Here is a 20,343-nt window from a genome sequence, read left to right on the forward strand (position 1 = left end):
GCGTTAGAAGAAGACCCGGGCGGCGGCGAGTACGCCCTGCCGCCACGGGTCACGGCTGGTCGGTCCGCTGGCCGTCGTGGCGGCGGTGGTGGCTTGCTGGCCACGCCACCACCGGAAGGTCTCCAGCACCGCGTCCCGGTTGCTGTGTCGCGGGTGGAAGCCGAGGCGGTGCCGGGCCCGGTCGATGTCGACGTAGGAGTCGGCCGTGAGTTTGTGCAGCAGCCGCCCGTAGACCGGTGAGAGGCCGCTGCGTTCGAGGAGCGCGAGCGCGGCCCGGGCCGGACGGGCCGGCAGCCCGATCACCCGTTTGCCGTGTCCGGCGGCGTCGAGTACCGCCTGGAAGTCCTCGCGGAGCGTGCCGAACGTCGCCGCCGCGATGTTGTACGTGTCGTTGGCGGCCTCGGCGGGCACCCGCAGCACCGTTTCGACGGCGTCCACCAGGTCCGCGACGTGCAGCATCTGGATGCGCACCGAGCCGTCGCCGAGCACCGGGAAGTTACGCCCCTCGTGCGCCCACTGGAACAGCATCGCGAACAGTCCCATCCGTCCGGGGCCCAGGAAGGTCTTCGGTCGCAGTACCGGCAGGATCAGGCCGTGCTCGCGGTAGCCCACCGCGAGTCGCTCGGCGTCGGCCTTGGCGGTGCTGTACGCGTCCACCGGCGCGTACGGGTGCTGCTCCGGTGTCGGCACCTGGGTGGGCAGCCCGTACACGGCGGTGGAGGAGATGTAGACCAACCGGGGCACCCGGGCGGCCCGGGCGGCGTCCAGCACGGCCCGGCTGCCGTCGACCACGATGGCCCGGATCTGCTCCGGCGGGTAGCTGGGGAGCGCGGCGGCGCAGTGCACGACCGCGTCGGCGTCGTCGAAGGCGGCCCGCAGCACCGCCGGGTCGCGGATGTCCCCGACCAGGTGCCGGTAGCCCGAGGTGTCGGGACCGTCGGGGGCCGCCCGTAGGTCCACCCCGGTCACCGCAAACCCGGCGCCGGTCAGCCGCTGCACCACGGTCGCGCCGAGCATCCCGGCGGCGCCGGTCACCGCGATCACCACAGCGAGCCGAGCTTCTGCGCGACAAACCGGCTCAGGAGGCGGTTGAGCCCCTGGTCAAGGACCGCGTCGAGGGCGTTGAGAAAGTGTTCGATGTCGTCGTCGGTGGCGACCAGCGGCGGTCCGACCACCAGCGGGCTGGCGCCGTTGAGGGTGTAGTACGTGTAGATGTCGTGCTCCCGGTAAAGTGCGTTGATCACCGATGCGGTGATCACCTTGGTGCGGAGTCGCGGATCCCGGGCCAGACCGGCGGGTGCGACCTTCGCGGCCAGGTCCAGCACCTTCGGTCCGCCGTCGAGGAAGACCCCCCACAGCGCCCCCGCACCGGTGACCTCGGCCACCGCCTCGGGGTGCTGCTTGGCGATCCGCCGCAGGCCCGGTCCGAGGAGTTGCTCGATGCGTCGCGCCCGGGCCGGGTAGTCGTCCTCGACGGCGATGGCGATCGCCTCGATGGCGGTGGCGCACTCCTCGCCGAAGCCGTAGTAGGTGGTGGACGTCGAGTGCATGAGCGCGTCGACCGGGTTGTCGTAGGCCTGCCGGAACACCGGCTCCCGGGCCACATAGGCAGAGATCGACGACTTGCCGCCGCCGAATGACTTTGACGTGGTCACCACGTCCGGTAGCAGCCCCGCATGGCGCATGAAGTAGAACATGCTGCCGGTCTTGCCCCAGCCGGTGTAGATCTCGTCGAACACCAGCACGATGTCCTGCTCGGTGCACAACGTGCGTAGCCCGTGCAGGAAGTCGGCGGAACATGAACGCATGGTGGAGGCGCTGAACGGCTCGACGAGAATGGCGTACACGTCTTCGGGGTGGGCCGCCACGGCGGCGCGCACCGACTCCAGGTCGTCATAGCTGTACGGGACGACCCCGGGAATCCCCGGAAACGCGAAATGGTTCTGCGCGGCGCCGGTGAGACTGCCGGAGCCGAGCAGTTTGCCGTGGAAGCTGATATCGGCGTGCAGGATCGTGTTACGCCGGCCGCCGTGGTACTTGTAGGCCAACTTCACCGCGCCCTCGACGGCCTCCGCCCCGGAGTTCGGCAGGAAGGACATGTTCAGGTCGCCCGGCAGCACCTGGGCCAGGTTGTGCGCCAACCCCGCCACGTACGGGGAGAAGTAGGTCTTGTGTACCTCCATCCGGCGCCGCTGCGCGAACTGGCGACGGGTCGCCAGCAGGCGCGGGTGGTTGTGGCCGTGGTTGAGCACGCCCACCCCGCCGGTGAGGTCGAGCACCCGGCGACCGTCGCGCAGATACAGGTACGCGCCCTCGGCGTGGTCCACCAGTTCCCGGCCGAAGCCGAACGACGTCATCAGGCCGACCTGACTTCGGTTGACAAAACGTCGGTACAGACCGTGTACGTCTTTCACCGAAAGATGCTCACAGTCCTCGACGCTGAGTAACCCCGTCATGCGCCCCCCCTTCTTCAGTTCTGGCGTGGGCCTGGGGGCACATCAACAACGACGACTCCCGGCGACCCCGGACATTATTTCGAGCGGCACTGAACTGCGACTGGACGCCGACTGGAACCACACCGCGGGCCGGCTGCACACCGCATGGGGGGCGCTTGTACGAAACTCGCCCCGTCGTTACCGTGCACGAAAACGTCACCGCGTTCGCGTACAAGTCCCGGCGGGCGCCTGGCCATTGACATAGGTGGTGTTCGTGCCTGCGAACGTCTCGGTCGTCATTCCCGCCTACAACAGCGAGCGGACCCTGCGCGCCTGCCTGTCCGCGGTCTTCGCCCAGTCCCACCCGCCGCACGAGGTGATCGTCGTCGATGACGCCAGCACCGATCGGACGCAGCGGATCGCCCGGGAGTTCCCGGCCGTTGTGCTGTTGCCCAACCCGGTCAACCGCGGTCCAGCGGCGGCCCGCAACCAGGGCATCCGGGCAAGCCGGGGCGAGGTGGTGTTCTTCGTGGACGCCGACTGCGCGCCAGCGCCCGACGCACTCGCCAACGCGCTGCGGGTGCTCGCCGAGACTCCCGACGTGGACTGCGTACACGGCATCTACCTGACCGAGCCACTGTTCGACGACGGGCCGGTGGAGGCGTACCGCTTGCTGCACGCCCACTACTGGCGCATCCGCAACACCGGTCGGGTCCGTACCGCCATCTTCGCGCTCTGCGCCGTACGCCGGACGGTCTTCGACGACGTCGGCGGCTTCGACGAGAACCTGCGCGCCTCCGAGGACGTCGAACTCAGCGACCGGATGGCCGACCGGCACGGCATCTGGCTCAGCGCCGAGGTGACGTGTCGGCACGACGACGACAGTCGACTGTGGCCAATGCTGCGCAAACAGTTCGGCCGCTCCCAGCTGCTCGTGCCGGTGGCCGTCCGGGAACGCGGCCCGGCGGGGCTGCGGGCCAACCGGAGCTCCGGCGTGCTGGCCGCGGCGCTGGCCGTCGGCACCCTCCCGGCGGGCCTCCTCGCGCCCGCCCTGTTCGCCCTGCCCGCCGCCGCGCTGCTCGGCTTCGCCGTGGCCGACCCGGGGCTGGCGCGGTTCGTGCTACGCCGACGCGGTCCGGCGTTTCTCGCCTTCTTCCTCGCCACGCACCTGCTGGTGCAGCTGGCGATCATCGCCGGGGCGGCGGTGGGTGGGGTGCGGTTCCTGACCGATCGGGACTTCGGCCCGTCCCGTCCCGCCGCGGCGCGGGGCGACACGTGACCCCGGCGCTGCCGGGTCGGGCCTGGGAAGCGGCCTTCCTCGGCGTGCGGACCTACCACCGGCTCTGGCCGACCAGCGCGAGGGCCCGCCCGCGGTGGCCGATGTTCCGGGTCGCGCCCGGCGGGGTGGCCCTGACCGTGGACGACGGACCCGACCCCCGCTGGACCCCGGCCCTACTGGACCTGCTGGACGCGTACGGCGTGCCAGCGACCTTCTTCCTCATCGGCGCGCGGGTGGCGCAGCACCCCCGGCTGGCCCGACGGATCGCCGCGGCCGGACACGAGATCGGCAATCACTCAATGCATCACCCGATGCCCTTCGCCGCGCTGTCCACCGCGCGGCTACGCGATGAGGTGCAGCGGGCGCAGCAGCAGATCACCGAGGCCGTCGGCCAGGCGCCGCGCCTGTTCCGGGCACCCAGCGGCGGGTGGTCGCCCCGGGTCCTCGACACGGTGGCGCGGGCCGGGCTCACCCCCGTGGACTGGACGGTCAACTCCAGCGACTGGAAGCAGCCGGGGGTGGCGCACATCACCCGGACGTTGACGCGTAGCCGCTCCGGCCATGTCCTGCTGTGCCACGACGGCGGCGGCGACCGCCGGCAGACCGTGATCGCGCTGGCGGCGGTGATCCCCCGGCTACAGCGACGCGGGCTACGCTTCGTCCCGGTGCCGCCCGCCCCTGGCCCGGGGCGCCCGAGCCACGCGGGGCGAGGCTGATGGGCGGCGCCGTGGTGCGGGCCGTCGCCCGCGCACTGCACTGGCCGCTGGCGGTCCTGATCCGCCCGTACCCGCGGCTCAACGCGCTGCTCTGGGAGGCGCAGTACGCGCTGGGCCGGTGGAACTACCTGGACCGGGCCGGCGACCACGCCACCGTGCAACTCATCCACCGGTGGGTGCCGCGACCCCGGATCCTCGACCTCGGCTGCGGCTCCACAGTGAATCTGGTGCTGCCGCCGGCGGGCTACCGGCACTACCACGGCGTCGACATCAGCCGGACCGCCCTGCGTCGCGCCCGGTCGCTGCGCCGCCCGCGCAGTTCGTTCCAGGTCGCCGACGTGCTCTCCTACCAGGCCACCGAGGCGTACGACGTGATCCTGCTGCGGGAGGTGCTCTACTACTTTCCGGCCGAGCAGGCCATCGCGCTGCTCCACCGGATGGCCCGCGCGCTCGCCCCCGGTGGTGTCCTCATCGTCTGGCTGTACGACAGCGGCGGCGCGCACGCCGCCCTGGCCGGCCGGATCCGGGGCTGCGGGCTGACCGTGTACGAGGAGAAGACCCAGCTTCGCGACGGTGCACCGGCCGGGGGCACGTTCGTGCTCGGCCCGGCGCCGGCGGGCCGGCAGGCGGGCGAGGCCACCGGGTCGCGCACGGCAGGCGAGGCCACCGGGTCGCCGGCGGCGGGGGAGCGGCGGTGAGCAACGCGCCGACCGCCGGTTCCGAGCTGTCCCGGACGCCGTCGGCCACCCCGCCGGTGGCAGTGGTGGTGTCGAGAGCGACGCTGGTGGGGATCGTCGCCCTGCTGGCCGCGGCGGCGGCGCTGGTGCACCGCGGCACCGGGCGGTTCTGGGGTGACCTGGCCGCCTACCGCACCGGCGCCGCCGCCGCGGCCGCCGGGGACGGCAACCTCTACCAGGTCTTCTATCGGGGCGCGGACGGCATCGAGCTGGGGTTCACCTATCCGCCGTTCGCCGCCCTGCTGCTGCGACCACTGGCCGCCGTCCCCGCCGATGTGGCCGTGGGGCTCTGGACGGCCGCGTCGGTGGCCGCGCTGGTGGCGGTCGTCCGGCTGACCCTTGACGCCACCGGTGTCGCACCCGGTCGCCGGCCAGTTGCGACGCTGCTGGCGGTGCTCGCCGTGCTGCCGCTCTTCCCCGTCACCGGTCATCTGCAGGCCGGGCAGGTCGGCCTCTTCCTCATGTGGATGGTGCTCTACGACCTGGTACCCGGCCGCACCAGCCGGTGGTGCGGGATCGGCATCGGGGTGGCAGCCGGACTCAAACTCACCCCGCTGATCTTCGTGGGTTTCCTGCTGTTCACCGGCCGGATTCGGGCGGCGGCCACGGCCACGGCCGTGTTCGTGGCCACCATCGGCGTCGGGTTCGCCTGGCGACGAACGGACTCGGCCTGGTTCTTCGGCGGTGGCCTACTCGACACGGCCCGGGTCACCGGTGATCCCCGCACGATCCTGAACCAGTCGCTGGCTGGCGCTCTCGCCCGAATTGCCGACACCCCCGACCTGGCCTGGGTGTGGGCGGTGACCGCGGCGGTGGTCGCCGCGGCCGGTACGGCCCTCGCCGTCTGGTGCGCGCGCGCCGCGGATCAGCTGGTCGCGGTGCTGGCGTGCGCCGGCACCGGGCTGCTGGTCTCCCCGGTCTCCTGGCACCACCACTGGGTCTGGTGGGTGCCCGCGCTGGTGCTGCTCGCCGACCGCTGCCGCCGGCACGGTCACCGTCTCGGGGCCGCCGCGCTCGCCGCGGTCTGGCTCGCGCTGGTGGCCAGTACCAGCTGGGTGCTGGCCGCGCCGGGCGGTTGGGACCTGCACTTCACCGGCCTCGGCCTGGTGTACAGCAACCTGTACGTGTTGATCGCGCTCGCCGGGCTGGTCCTGCTCGCTGGTTGGCTGCTCCGGCGGAACGCCGCACGCCGTGAGCCCGGGCGGCGTTACGGCCCGGGTGAGCCGGACGGCCTCCGGATCGCCGTACCCGAGTAGAGCTGGTCGATCGTGTCCCACCAGCGGCCGAGGCCGTCGCGGCCCACCGGGTCCGCGCCAAGCACGTCGGCGATGCGGTCCCGCAACAAAATGATCGACAATTCGTGGGCCAGGAGCACGACCGACAGCTGCGCCCGGTCCGTGTCCCCGGCGACGGCACCCGCCTCGGCCATCCGGCGCACCAGCGAGTCGGTGAACTCCTGCACCCGGCGGTACGCCTCAACCGAGCGGGCGGTGTCGCCGATGAGCAGGTGCGCGAGGTAGCGGGTGGTGGCCGGTGCCCGGAGCGCCTCGGCCGAGGCGAGGAAGCGGTGGGGCGTACCGGCTCCGTCGGTGTCGGTGAGCGCCTCCAACGCGTTGCCCAGCAGGCCCAGCACGTGGGTGTCCACCGCGGCGACCAGGCCGTCGCGGGACCCGTAGTGTTTGATGATCAGCGACTGGGAGACCTGTGCCCGCTCCGCCACCTGTTTGAGCGAGGCCGCCGCCGGCCACTGCTCACCGAACAGCTCCAGGGCGGCATCCCGAATGATCGCCTTCGCGGTGCGATCCTCGGGTACATACATGTTCACCACGGTAACAACCCGGGTGCTGTGCACACCGGTTGACCTCCCGACGCCCGCGCCGTCCGGCCGTGCGGTGCCGCCGCGCGACGGCGAGGCGTGGCGGGACGGATTGCGGGTACAGGGCGAAGGCAGCGGGAGCACCAGCGACGGTGAAAGGTGGTGCCAGCGTAGTGAAGTTCCTGGCGATAGCGACCTACACCACCCAGGGCGTCAGCGGACTGGGCAAGGAAGGAGGGACGCGGCGGGCCGAGGTGGTACGGGCACTCATCGAGAACTCCGGCGGACAGGTGGAGTCGCTGTACTTCTCGTTCGGTGAGCACGACGTGTATGTCTTGTGTGATCTGCGGGACAACGTGGTCGCGGCCGCGCTCAGCATCGCGGTCCGCGCGGCCGGCGGTGGGGAGACCATCATGGTGCCGCTGTTGACTCCGGAGGAGATCGACGAGGCAACGCGGCTCCCGGTCACCTACCAGGCGCCCGGCCGGGCGGAGTGAGGCCGGGCAGCACACCCTGCCTCGGCTCCGCTGACGAAGGTGGTGGTGGCAGCTACCTGGTTGACCAGCGCGGGAACCCGCCCTGACCTCAGGTGCGGCGTGCGCACGGGTGGGTCACGTCCTTGCGGAGACAGATGGGTCCGTCTGGGCTGGCGAGCGAATCCGAGCGGTATCCCTCGCTGCGATAAAACTCGATGTTCCGCAGGCTCTTGGCTCCGGTCTCCAGCAGGATGCGATCGCAATCGGAGGCGGCGTCGGCCTCGGCGGTGCGCAGCAGCCACCGGCCCAGCCCCTGGCCGCGTAGGTCGGGCACGACGGCGAGCCGACCTATGTGCCAGTCGGTATCGAGGCGGCGGGCGCGCACCATCCCCAGGAGGCGGCCATCACGCCACAGACCCGTGGTGTGCCACGCCGCGAGCCATTCGCGTACCTGTTCCGGCGACTCGTGTAAGGCGGGTATGTCCATGGTCTCGTTGACCAGGGCCTCGTCCACCCAGCAGCACCGCTGCAGTACCGTCACCTCAGGTGCGTCGTCGCCGCTCAGCCGTCTGACGTAGGACCCTGGTAGCGGTCCGGGCCGGCTGTCGGCCCGTGCGTGTTCACGCAGTGGCCGCAGGGCGTTTGCGACCCGGACCAGTTCGTCCAGTAGGCCGAGGCCCGCCCGGTCGCGGGCCGCGTCGGGCAGTAGTCGTCCATCCACCGTCGCGTCAGTGAGACGGATCGCGACCGTGGCACCCAACGGAACCAGACGCAGCGTGGTCACCACCTGCTTGGCGTGCTGAACCGATCGGGTGCCCGCCGACGTGTTGCCGTAGCTGACGAAACCGATCGGCTTCCACGCCCACTCGCGGCGGAGATAGTCCAGCGCGTTTTTCAGGGTCGCCGGCATCCCGTAGTTGTACTCCGGGGTGATCACGATGAACCCGTCCGCCGGGTCAACGATCGAGCTCCAGCGCCGTGTGTGCGCATGCTGGTAGATGCCCGACGACGGGTGTTCCTCCTCGTCCAGAAACGGCAGGTTCACATCGCCGAGGGCCACCGGCGTCAGCTCGACGCCGAGCTCCGCGGCGCGTGGGGAGATCGCTTCGGCCAGCCACTGGCCCACCTGGGGACCGAGAGCACCTGGGCGGGTGCTGCAGATCAGCAGAAGAACGCGAACCGGTTTAGTTAACATGGAAACGAAGTGTAGATGCTAGATTGATTACATGTCAACAAATCCGTCGACCGGAGCCGTACGCTGGTTGAACCCGGACCAGGAACGCGCCTGGCGGGCGTTCCTGCGCATCACGGTCGCCGTCCAAGCCGGCACGGCGCGCGACCTGGCCGCGATCGGGCTCTCCGAACCTGACTACGAAGTGCTGAGCACCCTGTCGGAAAGACCCGGCCACACCAGCACCCTGGGGGAGCAGGCCGACAAGATGGGCTGGTCACGCAGCCGGCTATCCCGGCACGCCACCCGGATGGCAGCGCGTGGTCTCCTGCAACGCACACCCGACCCGAACGATGGCCGGGGCTGCTACCTGGTGCTCACCGCACAGGGTCTGACGGCGCTCGAAGACGCCGCACCGGCCCACGTCGAGTCGGTACGACACCACTTCATCGACCGGCTCACCCCCGCAGACCTCATCGCCATCGAACAGATCGCCCGCAGGCTGGAAGAGCCCCCAGCCAGCGAAGATCGCCGGGCGACGTGACAATCGGTCGGTAGTCCAGACGTCCCATGCGATCTCGGTTTGACCGCATAGCCCGAACTCCGATGAGGTGAGGCTGTGCCAACGACTGATTCCACGCCGGCGTCGCGCGCTCCGGCAGACTCCGACGATCGGCAGGCGTGGGGATGGTCGCCGTGGCGGACGGTGATCGGCTTCGGGGTGGTGAGCCTGGCCGCCGACATGGTGTACGAGGGCGCGCGGTCGGTGTACGGGCCGCTCCTGGCCTCGTTGGGTGCCTCCGCGCTGATCGTCGGCGTGATCACTGGTGCCGGTGAGGCGGCCGCGTTGGCGCTGCGGCTGGTGTCGGGGCCGCTGGCCGACCGGACCCGCCGCTACTGGACGTTGACCACCGTCGGGTACGCGTTGACGGCGGTGTGCGTGCCGCTGCTGGCGGTGACCCCGCGGTTGGGTGCCGCGGGGCTGGTGGCGGCCGCGGTGTTGATCGTGGTGGAACGGCTGGGTAAGGCCGTGCGGTCACCGGCGAAGTCGGTGCTGCTGGCGGATGCGGCCGGCGCGGTGGGGATGGGCCGCGGGATGGGCGTCCACAAGGCCCTGGACCAGGTCGGGGCGTTCGCCGGCCCGCTGCTGCTGGCCGCACTCACCGCCGCCGCCGGTGGGCTCCTGTGGCCGGGGCTGGCCGGGTTGGCGGTGCCGGGAGCGCTGGCGATGGTCCTGCTGCTGCTCCTGCGCCGCCGCGCCGGCATCGCGCACCCGCGTGACGCTGCCGTCGGCGCCCGGCACGAGCGCGATGACCCCGCCCGGCGTGCCTCGCTGCCGGCGTCCTTCGGATGGTTCGCGGTGGCGTGCGCCCTGTGCACCGCGGGGCTGATGACCTTCGGGTTGATCGGGTTCCACCTGGCACAGACCGGTCTGGTACCGGCGGCGGGGGTGCCGCTGCTGTACGCGGCGGCGATGGCAGCGGCGGCCGTGGCCGCGCTCGCCACCGGTGCCGCCTACGACCGTATCGGAGCCCGGGTCCTGCTGGTCCTGCCCATTCTGGTAGCCGTGGTGCCCCCGTTGGCGTTCACGTCCGGCCTGGCGGTGGCCGCTGGCGGGGTCCTGGTGTGGGGCGCCGCGCTGGGGGTGCAGGACTCCACGGTGAAGGCCTTCGTGGCCGATCTTGTGCCCCGGGCGCGCCGGGGCACCGCGTACGGCGTTTTCGCCGCCGTCCAGGCCGCCGGTGCGCTCGTCGGCGGTGTCGCCGCCGGTGCCCTGTACGACTCTTCCCGGGGCGGGCTCTTCGCCGCGGTCGCCGCCGCGCAGGCCACCGCGATGCTCATCCTGGTCCGCGTGTTGGCCCGTACCCGCCCCCGGTGACGCTGCCGCCCGAACCGCGTCCGCGGAGGGAGGGTTAACCCCCGGCCCCGCCGGTGGCCTGCAGGATGGTGCTGGGCAGCGCGTTCGAGGACGCTCAAAAGCGCATCCGGCATCGGGCCGGGATGCGCACCGGCGGACGGAGCGACGCATGAGTACGATCACCGCACCGCACCGCGGGCAGACCGAGTGGCACCGGCCGCTGCTCGCGAACGCGGTCTTCATGTTCACCGTCGCTCTGGTGTCCGTCGGAGGTCTGCTGCTGGACGACCGGCATCTCGTCGGCGAGCCGGTCTGGCTGAAACCGTTGAAGTTCGGGTTCGCCATGGGCGTGCACGCGCTCGTGTTGGCGTGGCTGCTCGGAAAGCTCCGCCGGGGCCGACGCATCGGCTGGTGGCTCGGTACGATCTTCGCGTTCGCCGGGGTGCTGGATGTCGGTGCCGTCGCCTACGCCGCCGCCAACGGCACCTTCAGCCACTTTAACGACAACACCGACCCGGTGGCCCGCACCGTACAGGCGTTGTTCTCCGTCGGCATCATGCCGCTGCTGCTGACCACCTTCTTCGTGGCGATCCTGCTGCTGGTCCAGCGCGTCGGTGACCGCGCGCTGACCCGGGCGCTGCGCGCCGGGCTGGGCCTGGCGCTCGCCAGCATGGTCGTGGCCCTGTGGCTGAGTAGCTCGGGGCAGACCCCGCGGGTGGTGGCCGACGCCAACGGCCAGCAGGTGTCCCTGATCGGCGCGCACGGCATCGGCGACCCCGACGGCAACGGCATGCCGGTCACCCGGTGGAGTACGACCGGTGGGGACCTGCGGGTTCCGCACTTCGTGGGAATGCACGCCATCCAGGGGCTGCTGCTGCTCACCGTGGCCCTGGGCGCCGCCGCGGCCCGCCGGCCCTGGTTGCGCGACGAGCGGACCCGCGCCGACCTCGTCGGCGCCGCCGCCATCGGCGGTACCGGGGTGTTCGCGGTGCTCAGCTGGCAGGCCAGCCGGGGCCAGTCGGTCCTGCACCCGGACCTGGCGAGCATGACCGCGTTCGCCGTGGTCGCCGCGCTCACCCTCGCGGCGGTGACCGCAGTGCTCCTGCGGGCGCGCCTCCGACCGTTACCCATCCCATCCTGAGAACCTTTCGGACATGCTCTCCTCCGAGGTGCCGGTGCGGCGCCGCGCGACACCAACGCCGGTGCTGTCGGTCGGCGCGGCTGACTTCACCGAGGCGTGGTTGGCCAACCGCCGGCTCAGCGCACACACCCGAGCCGCCTACCGGCGGGACGTCGCCGGCTGGCTCGGCTGGTGCGCCGACGCCGACGCCGACCCGCTGCGGGCAACATTCCTGCACGTCAACGCGTACGCCCGGTGGTTGGAATCGACGCCGAACGCCCGCAGCGGCAAGCCACTCACGCCCGCCACGGTTGCCCGTAAACTCTCCGCCCTGTCCAGCTGGTACGACTTTCTGGTCAAGCTGCGGGTCGTCGAGACCAACCCGGTGACCGGAGCGGATCGTCCCCACCTTGACCGCGACCACTCGGCGACCATCGGGCTTACCCCCGAGGAGGTCAACGCGCTACTCACCGTCGCCGACAGCGCCACCGGCCCGACCGCCGCCCGCAACCGGGTCGCCGTGGCGCTCCTGGTCGACCTTGGGCTGCGGGTCGGCGAGCTGGTGTCGTTGGACGTCGGCGACCTGGGTGTCGAGCGCGGCCACCACAGTGTCCGCTTCACCGGTAAGGGCGGCCGGGCCCGGCGGCGGGCTCTCACCCCAAGCGCCTCGGCGGCGGTGCACGACTACCTGGCGCGGCGCGCCAGCGCCGCGGGTGTGCCGGTGCACCTCTTGACCGGTGCGCTGCTGGTGACCTCGACCGGAGCCCGGCTGGACCGGCACTCCGTGTTCCGGCTGGTCCGCCGGCTCGCCCGAGCGGCCGGCATCCCGGGGTGGGCGCGGCTGTCACCGCACTCGCTGCGGCACTCCTTCGCCACCACCGCCCGCGCCGAGGGCGTGCCGTTGGAGGACGTGCAGGACGCGATGGGGCACGCCGACCCGCGTACCACCCGCCGCTATGACCGCGACCGGCACAACCTCGACCGGGACCCGGCGTACGCGATCTGGGCGGCCCGGTCCCGGCGCCGCGGCTGACCCGGGGCCGGCGGCACCGGTCAGTCCAGCTGCGGCCGGATGTGGTGGCTGAAGTACGCCAGGTGATCGACGTCGAACTGGTGTGGGGTCTGCAGATAGAGCCGGCTGATGCCCGCCTCGGCCAACTCCCCGATCCGGTCGACCACCTGCGTCGGGGAACCGACCAGCCCGCGCTCCATCATCTGCACGGTGAACAGCCCACCGACCGGTTCCGCGCGCCGGGCCACCTCGGCGGAGTCCCGGCCGCAGACGAGCAGGACAACAGCCGAGCGGCGAAGACTCGACGGCACCCGACCGGCCTTCTCGCAGGCCGCGTCCACCCGCGCGCCCTGCTCCGCGATCTCCGTCAGGGTCGGGAAGGCAAAGTTGAACTCGTCGGCGTAGCGGGCCGCCAGGCGCGGTGTCCTCGTCGGTCCGGTGCCGCCGATGACGATCGGAGGGCACTGCTGGGCGGGCTTCGGCAACCCCGGCGCGTCGGTCAACCGGTAGTACCGCCCGGGGTGGGTGAACAGCTCGCCCGGCGGGGTGCCCCACAGGCCGGTGATGATGTCCAGTTGCTCCTCGAAGCGGTCGAACCGTTCGCCGAGGGCGGGGTAGGGGACACCATAGGCGCGGTGTTCCGGCTCGTGCCATCCGGTGCCGAACCCGAAGTCGACCCGCCCGTTGCTCATCTGGTCAACCTGGGCGACCGTGACCGCCAACACCCCCGGCTGCCGGAACGTCGCCGAGGTCATCAACGACCCGAGTCGGATGCGTCGGGTCTCCCGGGCCAGCGCGCCCAGGGTCACCCAGGTGTCCGTGGGGCCGGGCAGTCCCGCGGCACCTTCCATCGCCAGGAAGTGATCCGAGCGGAAGAAGCCGTCGAGCCCGAGCTGCTCCACCGCCCTGGCGGTGGCGGCGATCTCGTCGTAGCTCGCCCCCTGCTGCGGATTGGTGAACACGTGGCACTGCATGTGCCGATCTCATCACACTCCGTAGGAGCGCAGGAGCCGGCGGGTCCGTTCCGCGATCGGGAACGGCTTGTCGGCGGGGCAGGGGTACAGGTCATGCTCGACGATGGCGAACATGTCGGTGTCGAGCCGCCGCGCGGCGGCCAGCACCGGTTCCAGCGCGGGGAGCCCGTTCGGCGGCTCGCACCACACCCCCCGGGCCACCGCGGTGGCGAACGGCTCGTCCTTGGCGACAACGTCGGCGAGCACCGCGGGGTCGACCTGCTTGAGGTGCAGGTGGCCGACGCGCTCGCCACAGGTGTCGAGCAGCTTCACGCTGTCCCCGCCGCAGTAGGCGTAGTGCCCCACGTCCAGGCAGAGGGAGACCAGGTCCGGGTCCGTCGCGTCGAGGAAACGGGTAACCGCCGGCTCGTCGTCGATGTGGGTGTAGACGTGCGGGTGGAGCATGACGCGTAGGCCGAAGGAGTCACGGACCTGTCGGGCGAGCCGGTTGGTCAACACGGTGAGGTCCCGCCACTGTGCCGCCGTGAGGTGCGGCTCCTCGGTCGACTCGCCAGTCCACGGGTCTCGCCAGTAGCCCGGCATGATCACGATGCAGGACCCGCCCACCGCCCGTACGAGCGCCGCGGTCATCGCCACCCGGGGCCAGCTCTCCTGCCAGCCGCTGTGGCCCCGGTGCAGGGACGTCGAGAGGGTCGCCGCGGCGACCCGCAGGCCACGGAGGGCGGTTTCGCCGGCGAGCCGGGTCGGGTCGGTCGGCAGATACCCGTACGGGCCGAGTTCGATCCACTCGAATCCGGCCCGGGCCACTTCGTCCAGGAAACGTGGCCAGGGAACCTGCCGTGGATCGTTCGCGTACCACACCCCCCAGGAGTCCGGGGACGAGCCGACCTGGATCCGATGGTCCAGACCGTCCGATGGACTCATCACCGACCACCGCCCTTCGCGGCATCCGACCGCAGGTCGCCTGATTCCCACTGGCGCTGGTCCTCGACGGCGCGCTGCAGTTCGTCGGTCGTGACATCCCCCAGGTATCTCACCCGGCCCACGCGGTCCGGCGTCGGGATGAGCTGCTGGCCACCACGGTGCCGGACGGCGTCGGACAGGGCGGCCACCAGCAGGTCCGTGTCGGCCATCGCGGGATGCCACACGTCCAGGCCGAATGAGCGGATCAGGCGCAGGATCCGGTCGCGGACAAAACGCCCGATCAGCCCCCGCCGCCAGGCGATCATGCTGGTCCAGGCGATGTCCAAGGCCACCGCGTGGCCGTGCGTCACGGTGGGCTCCAGCCCCGGCGAGATGTTGTGCCCGAGGTAGCTGGCCCGGGCCGTCTCGCGCTCGAACGGGTTGCGTTTCAACTCCCGCAGCATCCACGAGATCGACCGGCGGAGGATCTCCTCGGAAGGGCCGTCGTAGCTGCGGAAGCGCTCCTCGGCGACCCGCGGTCCATGCTCCTCGAGGAGCCGGAACAGGGCACAGTCCCCAGCGACAGCGATCTTGATGATCTCCGCGAAGCCGTCCCTGATCTGGTGCGGCGGCAACGTCTGGAAGAAACGGGCATCGGTCATCGAGGACCGCGCGGGATGGTACAGACCGGCCCGGTTCTTCCAACCCGCGCTCACACCGCACTTCAGGGCGAACATCGAATCGATGGCGGACACGAGCGTCGTGCCGATGAAGTCCCATGACACGCCCCGCCGGTATTCGCCCGCCACCAGACCGAACACGTCGTGCAGCACGCCGCCGCCGATAGCGATCGGCGGTTCGCCGAAACGGGCGACGCCGAAGGCGTTCATCTCATCGGAGATCCGGTTCGCGCTGTCGCGGGTTTTGGCATCCTCACCCCCCGGCAGCAGGCAGGGCGGGTTGTTCCACTCGAGTTGGTAACGGTCCAGCAGCGAGATGATCTCCTTCTGGTACCACCCCCACGCACTCTCGTCGACGGCTACGAAACGTCGCCGGGAGTGGTGCAGATCACCGAAGAGCTCCGGGTCGCCGCGCGGCGTGAGCTCCAGCAACCCGTCGTACAGTGCGGTCCGCCACTCGACGGGCCGGGAAACCTGCGCCTCCCACTTCCAGGATCGGGGCATGAACCCTGGTTCCCGCCGGGCCCGAAACCATGCCACCCCGCCCCAGCGGCACCCCGGGGCCGGCAGGTCGTGCCGACCGCGACCGGCTCAGAAACCGACGATCTCGGTCATCCGAACGGGTCGCCGCTCTCGCTGCGACCGCCAGCACGCCTCCGCCACCCGGAGCGCCTCCACCGCCTCCCGCCCGTCACACGGGTTCTCCAGATCCCCACGGGCAACCTGGAGAAAGGCATCGATCTCCGCCTCGAAAGCCGGCGCGAAACGGTCCAGGAAATTCTGTACGGGATCCCCCGACGGGAACGTGGCCTCCGGCTCCACCGAGGTCAGCGGGGTGTGCCGGTCGAGCCCGATAGCGATGGTGTCCGCATCCCCGCACACCTCCATCCGCACGTCGTAGCCGGCCCCGTTGCACCGGCCCGCGGTGGCGGCGGCGAGCGTCCCGTCGTCCATCGTCAGCAGCGCCATCGCGGTGTCGAGTTCCCCCAGCTCGGCGAAGATCTGCGGCCCGGCGTCCGAGCCACACGCGTACACCTCGCTGACCTCCCGGCCGGTCAACCACCGCAGCAGGTCGAAGTCGTGGATCAGCGCGTCCCAGAAGATCCCACCCGAGGCCGACAGGTAGGTGGCCGGTGGAGGGTCGGGCTCCGCGCCAACAGACCGAATAGTGTGCAGCCGACCGAGTCGTCCGGACCGTACCAGTGCCCGGCCGGCCCGAAAGCCCGCGTCGAACCGGCGCATGAGGCCGATCTGCAACGTCACGCCCTCGGCCTGCACCTCGCGCACGGTCTGTATCGACTCGGACAGGTCCGCCGCGACGGGCTTCTCGCAGAACACGGGTAGACCCGCCCGTGCCGCCTGCCGGATCAACTCGGCGTGCGCGGCGGTGTTGGCGGCGATGACGACCGCCTCCGTCGAGGAGGCGAACACCTCGTCAACCGAGTCCGCCGCGCTGACCTCGAGGCGGCGCGCCAACTCCTGGGCACGCTGCCGGTCTGAGTCGGCGACCACCAACGAGGTGACATCGGCGTGGCGGCGAAGATTGGCGGCGTGGATGGCACCCATCCGGCCCACCCCGACAACGGCAATACGCATACCGTAATTATGGAAATACTTCCGCTGTGCGTCGCGGTATTCCGCACCATCGCCCCGTGGCAGGTCGCTACCGTCGCAGGGTGTGAACGCCGAGCCGCCGTGGATTCGGCCGTCGCAGCCGCGACGGCCGCTCCGGACCGGCCTGTTCGTCGCGGGCGCCATGGTCCTGCTCTGCTGTGTGGGGGTCGCCGGGCTGGCCGCCTGGAACCTACAGGCGGTAACCCGCGCCGCCGAACCGGTACGGCTCACCGCCGACGGCTTCCTGCGAGGGCTCACCACCGGGGACACCGCCGCCGCCTACGAGAAGCTCTGCGCCGACTCCCGCAGCCGCTGGAGCAAGATCGGCTTCAGTAGCTGGGTACGAACCCCGCCGACCGTAGCGGACTACGAGATCGTCGACGTCGCGGTCACCAGCCGCCGCGGCCGACCGCAGGGCACCGTCACCGTACGGTTGACCCGCGACAGCGGCACCACCGAACAGCGAGACCTCTCCGTCATCACCGAGGACGGCGGCTGGCGGGTCTGCGGCGACCCGTACTGATCCACCGGCCCCGCCGACGACCCACCGGCCCGGGGGTGATCCGGTCAGCCGGACGTGGCCGGCCCCAACTCGCCGGCACGGTGGTGGCGCCGGCAGAGCACCTGGTAACGCACCTGGGCGGTCTCGGCCGTGTCGCCGACCACCACCTGCGCGCCCTCCCGCGCCACCCGCCCGTTGACCACGCGGGCGTTGAGCAGCCCCTCCCGCCCGCACCAGCAGAGCACCTCCACCTGGATCCGGGCCACCGAGTCCGCCAACTCGAACAGCCGCCGCGCGGCCGGGAACATCCGGGACCGGAAGTCGGTCGCCAGGCCGAACGCGTAGACGTCAACATCGTCGGCGTCAACCAACTCGGCCAGCTGCTCCACCTGCTCGACCTGGTAGAAACTGGCCTCGTCGCAGATCAGGTAGTCGACCCCGACCCCCTCAGCCCGCCGGCTGCGGACCAGCGCGCGCAGGTCCAGCTCGGCAGTGACCTCCACCGCCTCGTGCGCCAGCCCGACGCGGGTGGTCACCCGCGGGCCCAACGACCGGTCGATGCGGGTGGTGACCAGGCCCCGCCGACCCTGCCGGGCGTGGTTGTAGTTCATCTGCAACGCCATGGTGGACTTGCCGCAGTCCATCGGACCCCAGTAGAACCGCAGCGCCGCGGCGTGCAACGGCCGCCCCTGCGTACCGGCGCGCACGGGCGGCCCGGACGCGGGGGAGCGGTGGGTGGAATCGGCGGGGGTGCGGTCGGTCACGGTCCGGCAGCCTAGCCCATCAACCCCGCGGCAGCGGCGGCAGCAATCGACCGGTTCACAGCACCCGTGGCGGCCGGTTCCCCGCGGCCACGATCGCCCGACGCATCGGTACCGCCAGCAGCAGCACAAACCCGACCACGAAAAAGATCAGCAGCGAGACCAGGCCCACCCGGTAGGAGTTGGTCAGCTGGAACACCAGCCCGAAGGCGAGCGGACCGAGCCAGCTGGTACCCCGGTCGCTGATCTCGTAGAAGCCGTAGTACTCACCCTCCTTACCGGCAGGAATGAGCTGGCTGAACAACGACCGGCTCAACGCCTGGCTACCACCGAGCACCAGCCCGATGGCCGCGCCGAGCGCCATGAACGGCAGCGGCGCCTCGGCGGGCAGCCGGAACGCGGCAATCACCACCGCGATCCACAGCACCAGGCTCAACAGGACGGTCTTCCACGCACCGATCCGCCGGGCGAGCGCGCCGAGCAGCAGCGCGCCACCGAAGGCCAGGAACTGCACCAACAAAATAGTGATGATCAGAGTGCTCTGCGTCAGCCGTAGCTCTTCGGTGCCGTACTGGGAGGAGAGCGTGATGACCGTAGCGATGCCGTCGTTGTAGACCAGGAACGCCAGCAGGAAGAACAGCGTCAACGGATACGCCCGCAGCTGCCGCAGCGTACGCCCGAGCTGCCGGAAACCGTCGGTGAGCACGTTGCCGCCGCTGGTCAACGCCGCGGCGGTGGGATGCTCGCGAAGCCAGCGCAGCGGCACCAGGGTGAACGCGGCCCACCACACCCCGGCCGAGACGATCGACCAGCGGGCCAGGTCCAGGGTGCGCTGCGGGTTGCCCTCCTCGGTGAACGCGGTGACCACGGCCAGATTGAGCGCCAGCAACAGACCCCCGCCGAGGTACCCCAGCGCCCATCCCCGGCTCGAGATCCCATCCCGGTCGTCCGGCCCGCCCAGCTGCGGCAGGAAGGAGTTGTAGACCACGATCGCGGCGCCGAAGGCGATGTTGGCGACCAGGAACAGCGCCCCGCCGAGCAGGTACCGCTCCCCGGTGACGAAGGCCATCGCGACAGTCGCGCCGGCACCGACGTAGGCCGCGGCGGCGAGTAGCCGCTTCTTGTGCCGCGTCCGGTCGGCGACCGCACCGACAACCGGCAACACGAAGACCGTGAGCAGCACCGACAGTGAGATCAGATACGGGTAGTACGACCCGACGGCGACCTTGATCCCCAGCGGGTACACGTACCCGACGCAGCTGTCCGCACCGAGTTCACAACCGGCCGCCTGCTCGGCGACGGTGGTGAGGAACGGACCGAGGAACACGGTGATGACGGTGGTCTGGAACGCCGAGTTCGCCCAGTCGTAGAAGTACCAACCGGTCCGTTCCCGACGGCTGCTGCGCGGGGTGGGGGGAGTGTCGTCAACGATGGGGGCGGCGGTGGCGGACATGTCCGGATCTATCCTTGAATCAGACGGCCCAGTGGCCGCGGCTGCGGTAGACGTCGCGCAGCACGCCCACGTGATCGGTCATGATGCCATCCACCCCGAGGTCCAGTAACTCGTGCATCTCGGCGGGTTCGTCAATGGTCCAGACATGCACCTGCAGCCCCAGGCGGTGACAGTAGGCCAGAAACCGACGGTCGGTGACCCGCAGCCGCCCGTACCGCACCGGCACCTGCGCGGCGACCACCGACTCCGGCAGCCGCACCCGCCGGCCGGCCAACGACGCCATCCGCAGTCGCGCCACCCCTCGTACGCCGAGACCGGTGGCGATCCGGCCCTGGGTCAGCGCCCGCATCCGGGCCAGCCGCGCGTCGCTGAAGGAGGCCAACAGCACCCGATCGCCGGCGCCGGCGCGCTCGACGGCGGCCACCGCCGGTTCGACGCCGGAGCCGGCCTTGACGTCGACGTTGAACCGAACCTGCGGCCAGGCGTGCAGCACCTCGTCCAGGCGGGGCATGACGGACGCCCCGCCGACGCGCACCGCCGCCAGGTCGGCCCACCGCAGCTCGGCGATTCGCCCGGGGGAGCCCGTCACCCGGTGCAGCGTGGGATCGTGGCAGACCACCGCGACACCGTCGGCGGTGGCGTGCACATCAGTCTCGACATACCGGTAGCCCAGGTCGATGGCGCGAGCAAACGCCGCGGCCGTGTTCTCGTCGCCCTCGGCGGCGCCACCACGGTGGGCGAATGCCAACGGCGCTGGTGTGTCGAGGTAGGGGCAGGGGCCGGTCAGCACGCCGAGAAGTATGCCGGCCAACGCGGTCGTCAGGTAGTGGGCGACA

21 protein-coding genes are annotated in these 20,343 nt (G+C 71.0%); 10 read left to right on the top strand and 11 right to left on the bottom strand.

What is annotated here, in order from left to right; translation table 11 throughout:
• Window positions 1-3 precede the first annotated feature (3 nt).
• The gene (locus tag H0524_RS00125) at window positions 4-1,047 is read right to left on the bottom strand and encodes an NAD-dependent epimerase/dehydratase family protein (protein WP_180196830.1); all 1,044 of its coding nucleotides are present in this window, start codon (window positions 1,045-1,047) and stop codon (window positions 4-6) included.
• Window positions 1,041-2,357: an aspartate aminotransferase family protein gene (locus tag H0524_RS00130; RefSeq protein ID WP_180197098.1), complete on the bottom strand. Its 1,317-nt coding sequence runs from the start codon at window positions 2,355-2,357 to the stop codon at window positions 1,041-1,043. Before H0524_RS00130 ends, H0524_RS00125 begins: the two co-directional genes overlap by 7 nt.
• A 343-nt stretch (window positions 2,358-2,700) precedes the next feature.
• Between H0524_RS00130 and H0524_RS00135 the strand changes: the two genes are divergently transcribed.
• The 4 genes from H0524_RS00135 to H0524_RS00150 are packed head-to-tail and all read left to right on the top strand — an operon-like array spanning window position 2,701 to window position 6,423.
• Window positions 2,701-3,714 carry a glycosyltransferase gene (locus H0524_RS00135; RefSeq protein WP_180196831.1) on the top strand — a complete coding sequence of 338 codons (1,014 nt, stop codon included), beginning with the start codon at window positions 2,701-2,703 and terminating at the stop codon, window positions 3,712-3,714.
• Window positions 3,711-4,430: a polysaccharide deacetylase family protein gene (locus H0524_RS00140; RefSeq protein ID WP_180196832.1), complete on the top strand. Its 720-nt coding sequence runs from the start codon at window positions 3,711-3,713 to the stop codon at window positions 4,428-4,430. Before H0524_RS00135 ends, H0524_RS00140 begins: the two co-directional genes overlap by 4 nt.
• Complete coding sequence (locus H0524_RS00145; RefSeq protein WP_180196833.1) at window positions 4,430-5,128, top strand: bifunctional 2-polyprenyl-6-hydroxyphenol methylase/3-demethylubiquinol 3-O-methyltransferase UbiG; 699 nt, start codon at window positions 4,430-4,432, stop codon at window positions 5,126-5,128. Before H0524_RS00140 ends, H0524_RS00145 begins: the two co-directional genes overlap by 1 nt.
• Window positions 5,125-6,423 carry a glycosyltransferase 87 family protein gene (locus H0524_RS00150; RefSeq protein ID WP_180196834.1) on the top strand — a complete coding sequence of 433 codons (1,299 nt, stop codon included), beginning with the start codon at window positions 5,125-5,127 and terminating at the stop codon, window positions 6,421-6,423. Before H0524_RS00145 ends, H0524_RS00150 begins: the two co-directional genes overlap by 4 nt.
• On the opposite strand, the gene H0524_RS00155 is transcribed toward H0524_RS00150, so the two are convergent.
• Window positions 6,375-6,986 carry a TetR/AcrR family transcriptional regulator gene (locus H0524_RS00155; protein ID WP_180196835.1) on the bottom strand — a complete coding sequence of 204 codons (612 nt, stop codon included), beginning with the start codon at window positions 6,984-6,986 and terminating at the stop codon, window positions 6,375-6,377. The genes H0524_RS00150 and H0524_RS00155 overlap by 49 nt on opposite strands.
• A 170-nt stretch (window positions 6,987-7,156) precedes the next feature.
• Between H0524_RS00155 and H0524_RS00160 the strand changes: the two genes are divergently transcribed.
• Window positions 7,157-7,480 (top strand): GYD domain-containing protein, encoded by a 324-nt coding sequence (locus tag H0524_RS00160; protein ID WP_018724912.1) that lies wholly within the window; start codon window positions 7,157-7,159, stop codon window positions 7,478-7,480.
• Between the two features lie 88 nt (window positions 7,481-7,568).
• Here the strand turns inward: H0524_RS00160 and H0524_RS00165 are convergent, their stop codons facing one another.
• Window positions 7,569-8,621 (bottom strand): bifunctional NAD(P)H-dependent oxidoreductase/GNAT family N-acetyltransferase, encoded by a 1,053-nt coding sequence (locus tag H0524_RS00165; protein WP_180197099.1) that lies wholly within the window; start codon window positions 8,619-8,621, stop codon window positions 7,569-7,571.
• A 64-nt stretch (window positions 8,622-8,685) separates the two neighbouring features.
• Between H0524_RS00165 and H0524_RS00170 the strand changes: the two genes are divergently transcribed.
• From H0524_RS00170 to H0524_RS00185, 4 genes are all read left to right on the top strand, one after another.
• Window positions 8,686-9,174: a MarR family winged helix-turn-helix transcriptional regulator gene (locus H0524_RS00170; protein ID WP_180196836.1), complete on the top strand. Its 489-nt coding sequence runs from the start codon at window positions 8,686-8,688 to the stop codon at window positions 9,172-9,174.
• A gap of 75 nt (window positions 9,175-9,249) precedes the next feature.
• A complete protein-coding gene (locus H0524_RS00175) occupies window positions 9,250-10,509 on the top strand; it encodes an MFS transporter (RefSeq protein WP_375371980.1) in 1,260 nt (419 codons plus the stop codon).
• 148 nt (window positions 10,510-10,657) lie between these two features.
• Window positions 10,658-11,629: a hypothetical protein gene (locus H0524_RS00180; protein ID WP_180196837.1), complete on the top strand. Its 972-nt coding sequence runs from the start codon at window positions 10,658-10,660 to the stop codon at window positions 11,627-11,629.
• A 13-nt stretch (window positions 11,630-11,642) separates the two neighbouring features.
• Complete coding sequence (locus H0524_RS00185) at window positions 11,643-12,641, top strand: tyrosine-type recombinase/integrase (RefSeq protein WP_180196838.1); 999 nt, start codon at window positions 11,643-11,645, stop codon at window positions 12,639-12,641.
• Window positions 12,642-12,661: 20 nt separating this feature from the next.
• Here the strand turns inward: H0524_RS00185 and H0524_RS00190 are convergent, their stop codons facing one another.
• From H0524_RS00190 to H0524_RS00205, 4 genes are all read right to left on the bottom strand, one after another.
• Window positions 12,662-13,594 carry an LLM class F420-dependent oxidoreductase gene (locus tag H0524_RS00190; RefSeq protein WP_180196839.1) on the bottom strand — a complete coding sequence of 311 codons (933 nt, stop codon included), beginning with the start codon at window positions 13,592-13,594 and terminating at the stop codon, window positions 12,662-12,664.
• Window positions 13,595-13,606: 12 nt separating this feature from the next.
• Entirely contained in the window at window positions 13,607-14,518 is a 912-nt protein-coding gene (locus H0524_RS00195; RefSeq protein ID WP_180196840.1) for a sugar phosphate isomerase/epimerase, read from the bottom strand.
• On the bottom strand, window positions 14,518-15,681 hold the full coding sequence (locus tag H0524_RS00200) for a 3-dehydroquinate synthase (RefSeq protein WP_180196841.1): 1,164 nt from the start codon (window positions 15,679-15,681) through the stop codon (window positions 14,518-14,520). The genes H0524_RS00195 and H0524_RS00200 overlap by 1 nt, the downstream gene beginning before the upstream one ends.
• Window positions 15,682-15,768: 87 nt before the next feature.
• Window positions 15,769-16,773 (bottom strand): Gfo/Idh/MocA family oxidoreductase, encoded by a 1,005-nt coding sequence (locus tag H0524_RS00205; protein WP_180196842.1) that lies wholly within the window; start codon window positions 16,771-16,773, stop codon window positions 15,769-15,771.
• Window positions 16,774-16,855: 82 nt separating this feature from the next.
• Here H0524_RS00205 and H0524_RS00210 point away from each other — a divergent pair, with 82 nt between their 5' ends.
• On the top strand, window positions 16,856-17,314 hold the full coding sequence (locus tag H0524_RS00210) for a hypothetical protein (RefSeq protein ID WP_180196843.1): 459 nt from the start codon (window positions 16,856-16,858) through the stop codon (window positions 17,312-17,314).
• 44 nt (window positions 17,315-17,358) lie between these two features.
• Here H0524_RS00210 and H0524_RS00215 read toward each other — a convergent pair whose 3' ends face one another.
• The 3 genes from H0524_RS00215 to H0524_RS00225 are packed head-to-tail and all read right to left on the bottom strand — an operon-like array spanning window position 17,359 to window position 20,297.
• Complete coding sequence (locus H0524_RS00215) at window positions 17,359-18,057, bottom strand: thymidine kinase (protein ID WP_375371981.1); 699 nt, start codon at window positions 18,055-18,057, stop codon at window positions 17,359-17,361.
• A 55-nt stretch (window positions 18,058-18,112) separates the two neighbouring features.
• Window positions 18,113-19,507: an MFS transporter gene (locus H0524_RS00220; protein WP_018724924.1), complete on the bottom strand. Its 1,395-nt coding sequence runs from the start codon at window positions 19,505-19,507 to the stop codon at window positions 18,113-18,115.
• 19 nt (window positions 19,508-19,526) lie between these two features.
• Window positions 19,527-20,297: a glycerophosphodiester phosphodiesterase gene (locus H0524_RS00225; RefSeq protein WP_180196844.1), complete on the bottom strand. Its 771-nt coding sequence runs from the start codon at window positions 20,295-20,297 to the stop codon at window positions 19,527-19,529.
• Window positions 20,298-20,343 lie beyond the last annotated feature (46 nt).

The organism is Salinispora sp. H7-4, assembly GCF_013416675.1.
GTDB classification, from domain to species: domain Bacteria; phylum Actinomycetota; class Actinomycetes; order Mycobacteriales; family Micromonosporaceae; genus Micromonospora; species Micromonospora vitiensis.

Bases quoted from the DNA above. Each gene is read 5' to 3' on its own strand.
- H0524_RS00130 (WP_180197098.1), bottom strand. From the start codon at position 2,357: ATGACGTCGTTCGGCTTCGGCCGGGAACTGGTGGACCACGCCGAGGGC.
- H0524_RS00145 (WP_180196833.1), top strand. From the start codon at position 4,430: ATGGGCGGCGCCGTGGTGCGGGCCGTCGCCCGCGCACTGCACTGGCCG.
- H0524_RS00155 (WP_180196835.1), bottom strand. From the start codon at position 6,986: ATGTATGTACCCGAGGATCGCACCGCGAAGGCGATCATTCGGGATGCC.
- H0524_RS00170 (WP_180196836.1), top strand. From the start codon at position 8,686: ATGTCAACAAATCCGTCGACCGGAGCCGTACGCTGGTTGAACCCGGAC.
- H0524_RS00180 (WP_180196837.1), top strand. From the start codon at position 10,658: ATGAGTACGATCACCGCACCGCACCGCGGGCAGACCGAGTGGCACCGG.
- H0524_RS00185 (WP_180196838.1), top strand. From the start codon at position 11,643: ATGCTCTCCTCCGAGGTGCCGGTGCGGCGCCGCGCGACACCAACGCCG.
- H0524_RS00190 (WP_180196839.1), bottom strand. From the start codon at position 13,594: ATGCAGTGCCACGTGTTCACCAATCCGCAGCAGGGGGCGAGCTACGAC.
- H0524_RS00195 (WP_180196840.1), bottom strand. From the start codon at position 14,518: ATGAGTCCATCGGACGGTCTGGACCATCGGATCCAGGTCGGCTCGTCC.
- H0524_RS00200 (WP_180196841.1), bottom strand. From the start codon at position 15,681: ATGCCCCGATCCTGGAAGTGGGAGGCGCAGGTTTCCCGGCCCGTCGAG.
- H0524_RS00205 (WP_180196842.1), bottom strand. From the start codon at position 16,773: ATGCGTATTGCCGTTGTCGGGGTGGGCCGGATGGGTGCCATCCACGCC.
- H0524_RS00220 (WP_018724924.1), bottom strand. From the start codon at position 19,507: ATGTCCGCCACCGCCGCCCCCATCGTTGACGACACTCCCCCCACCCCG.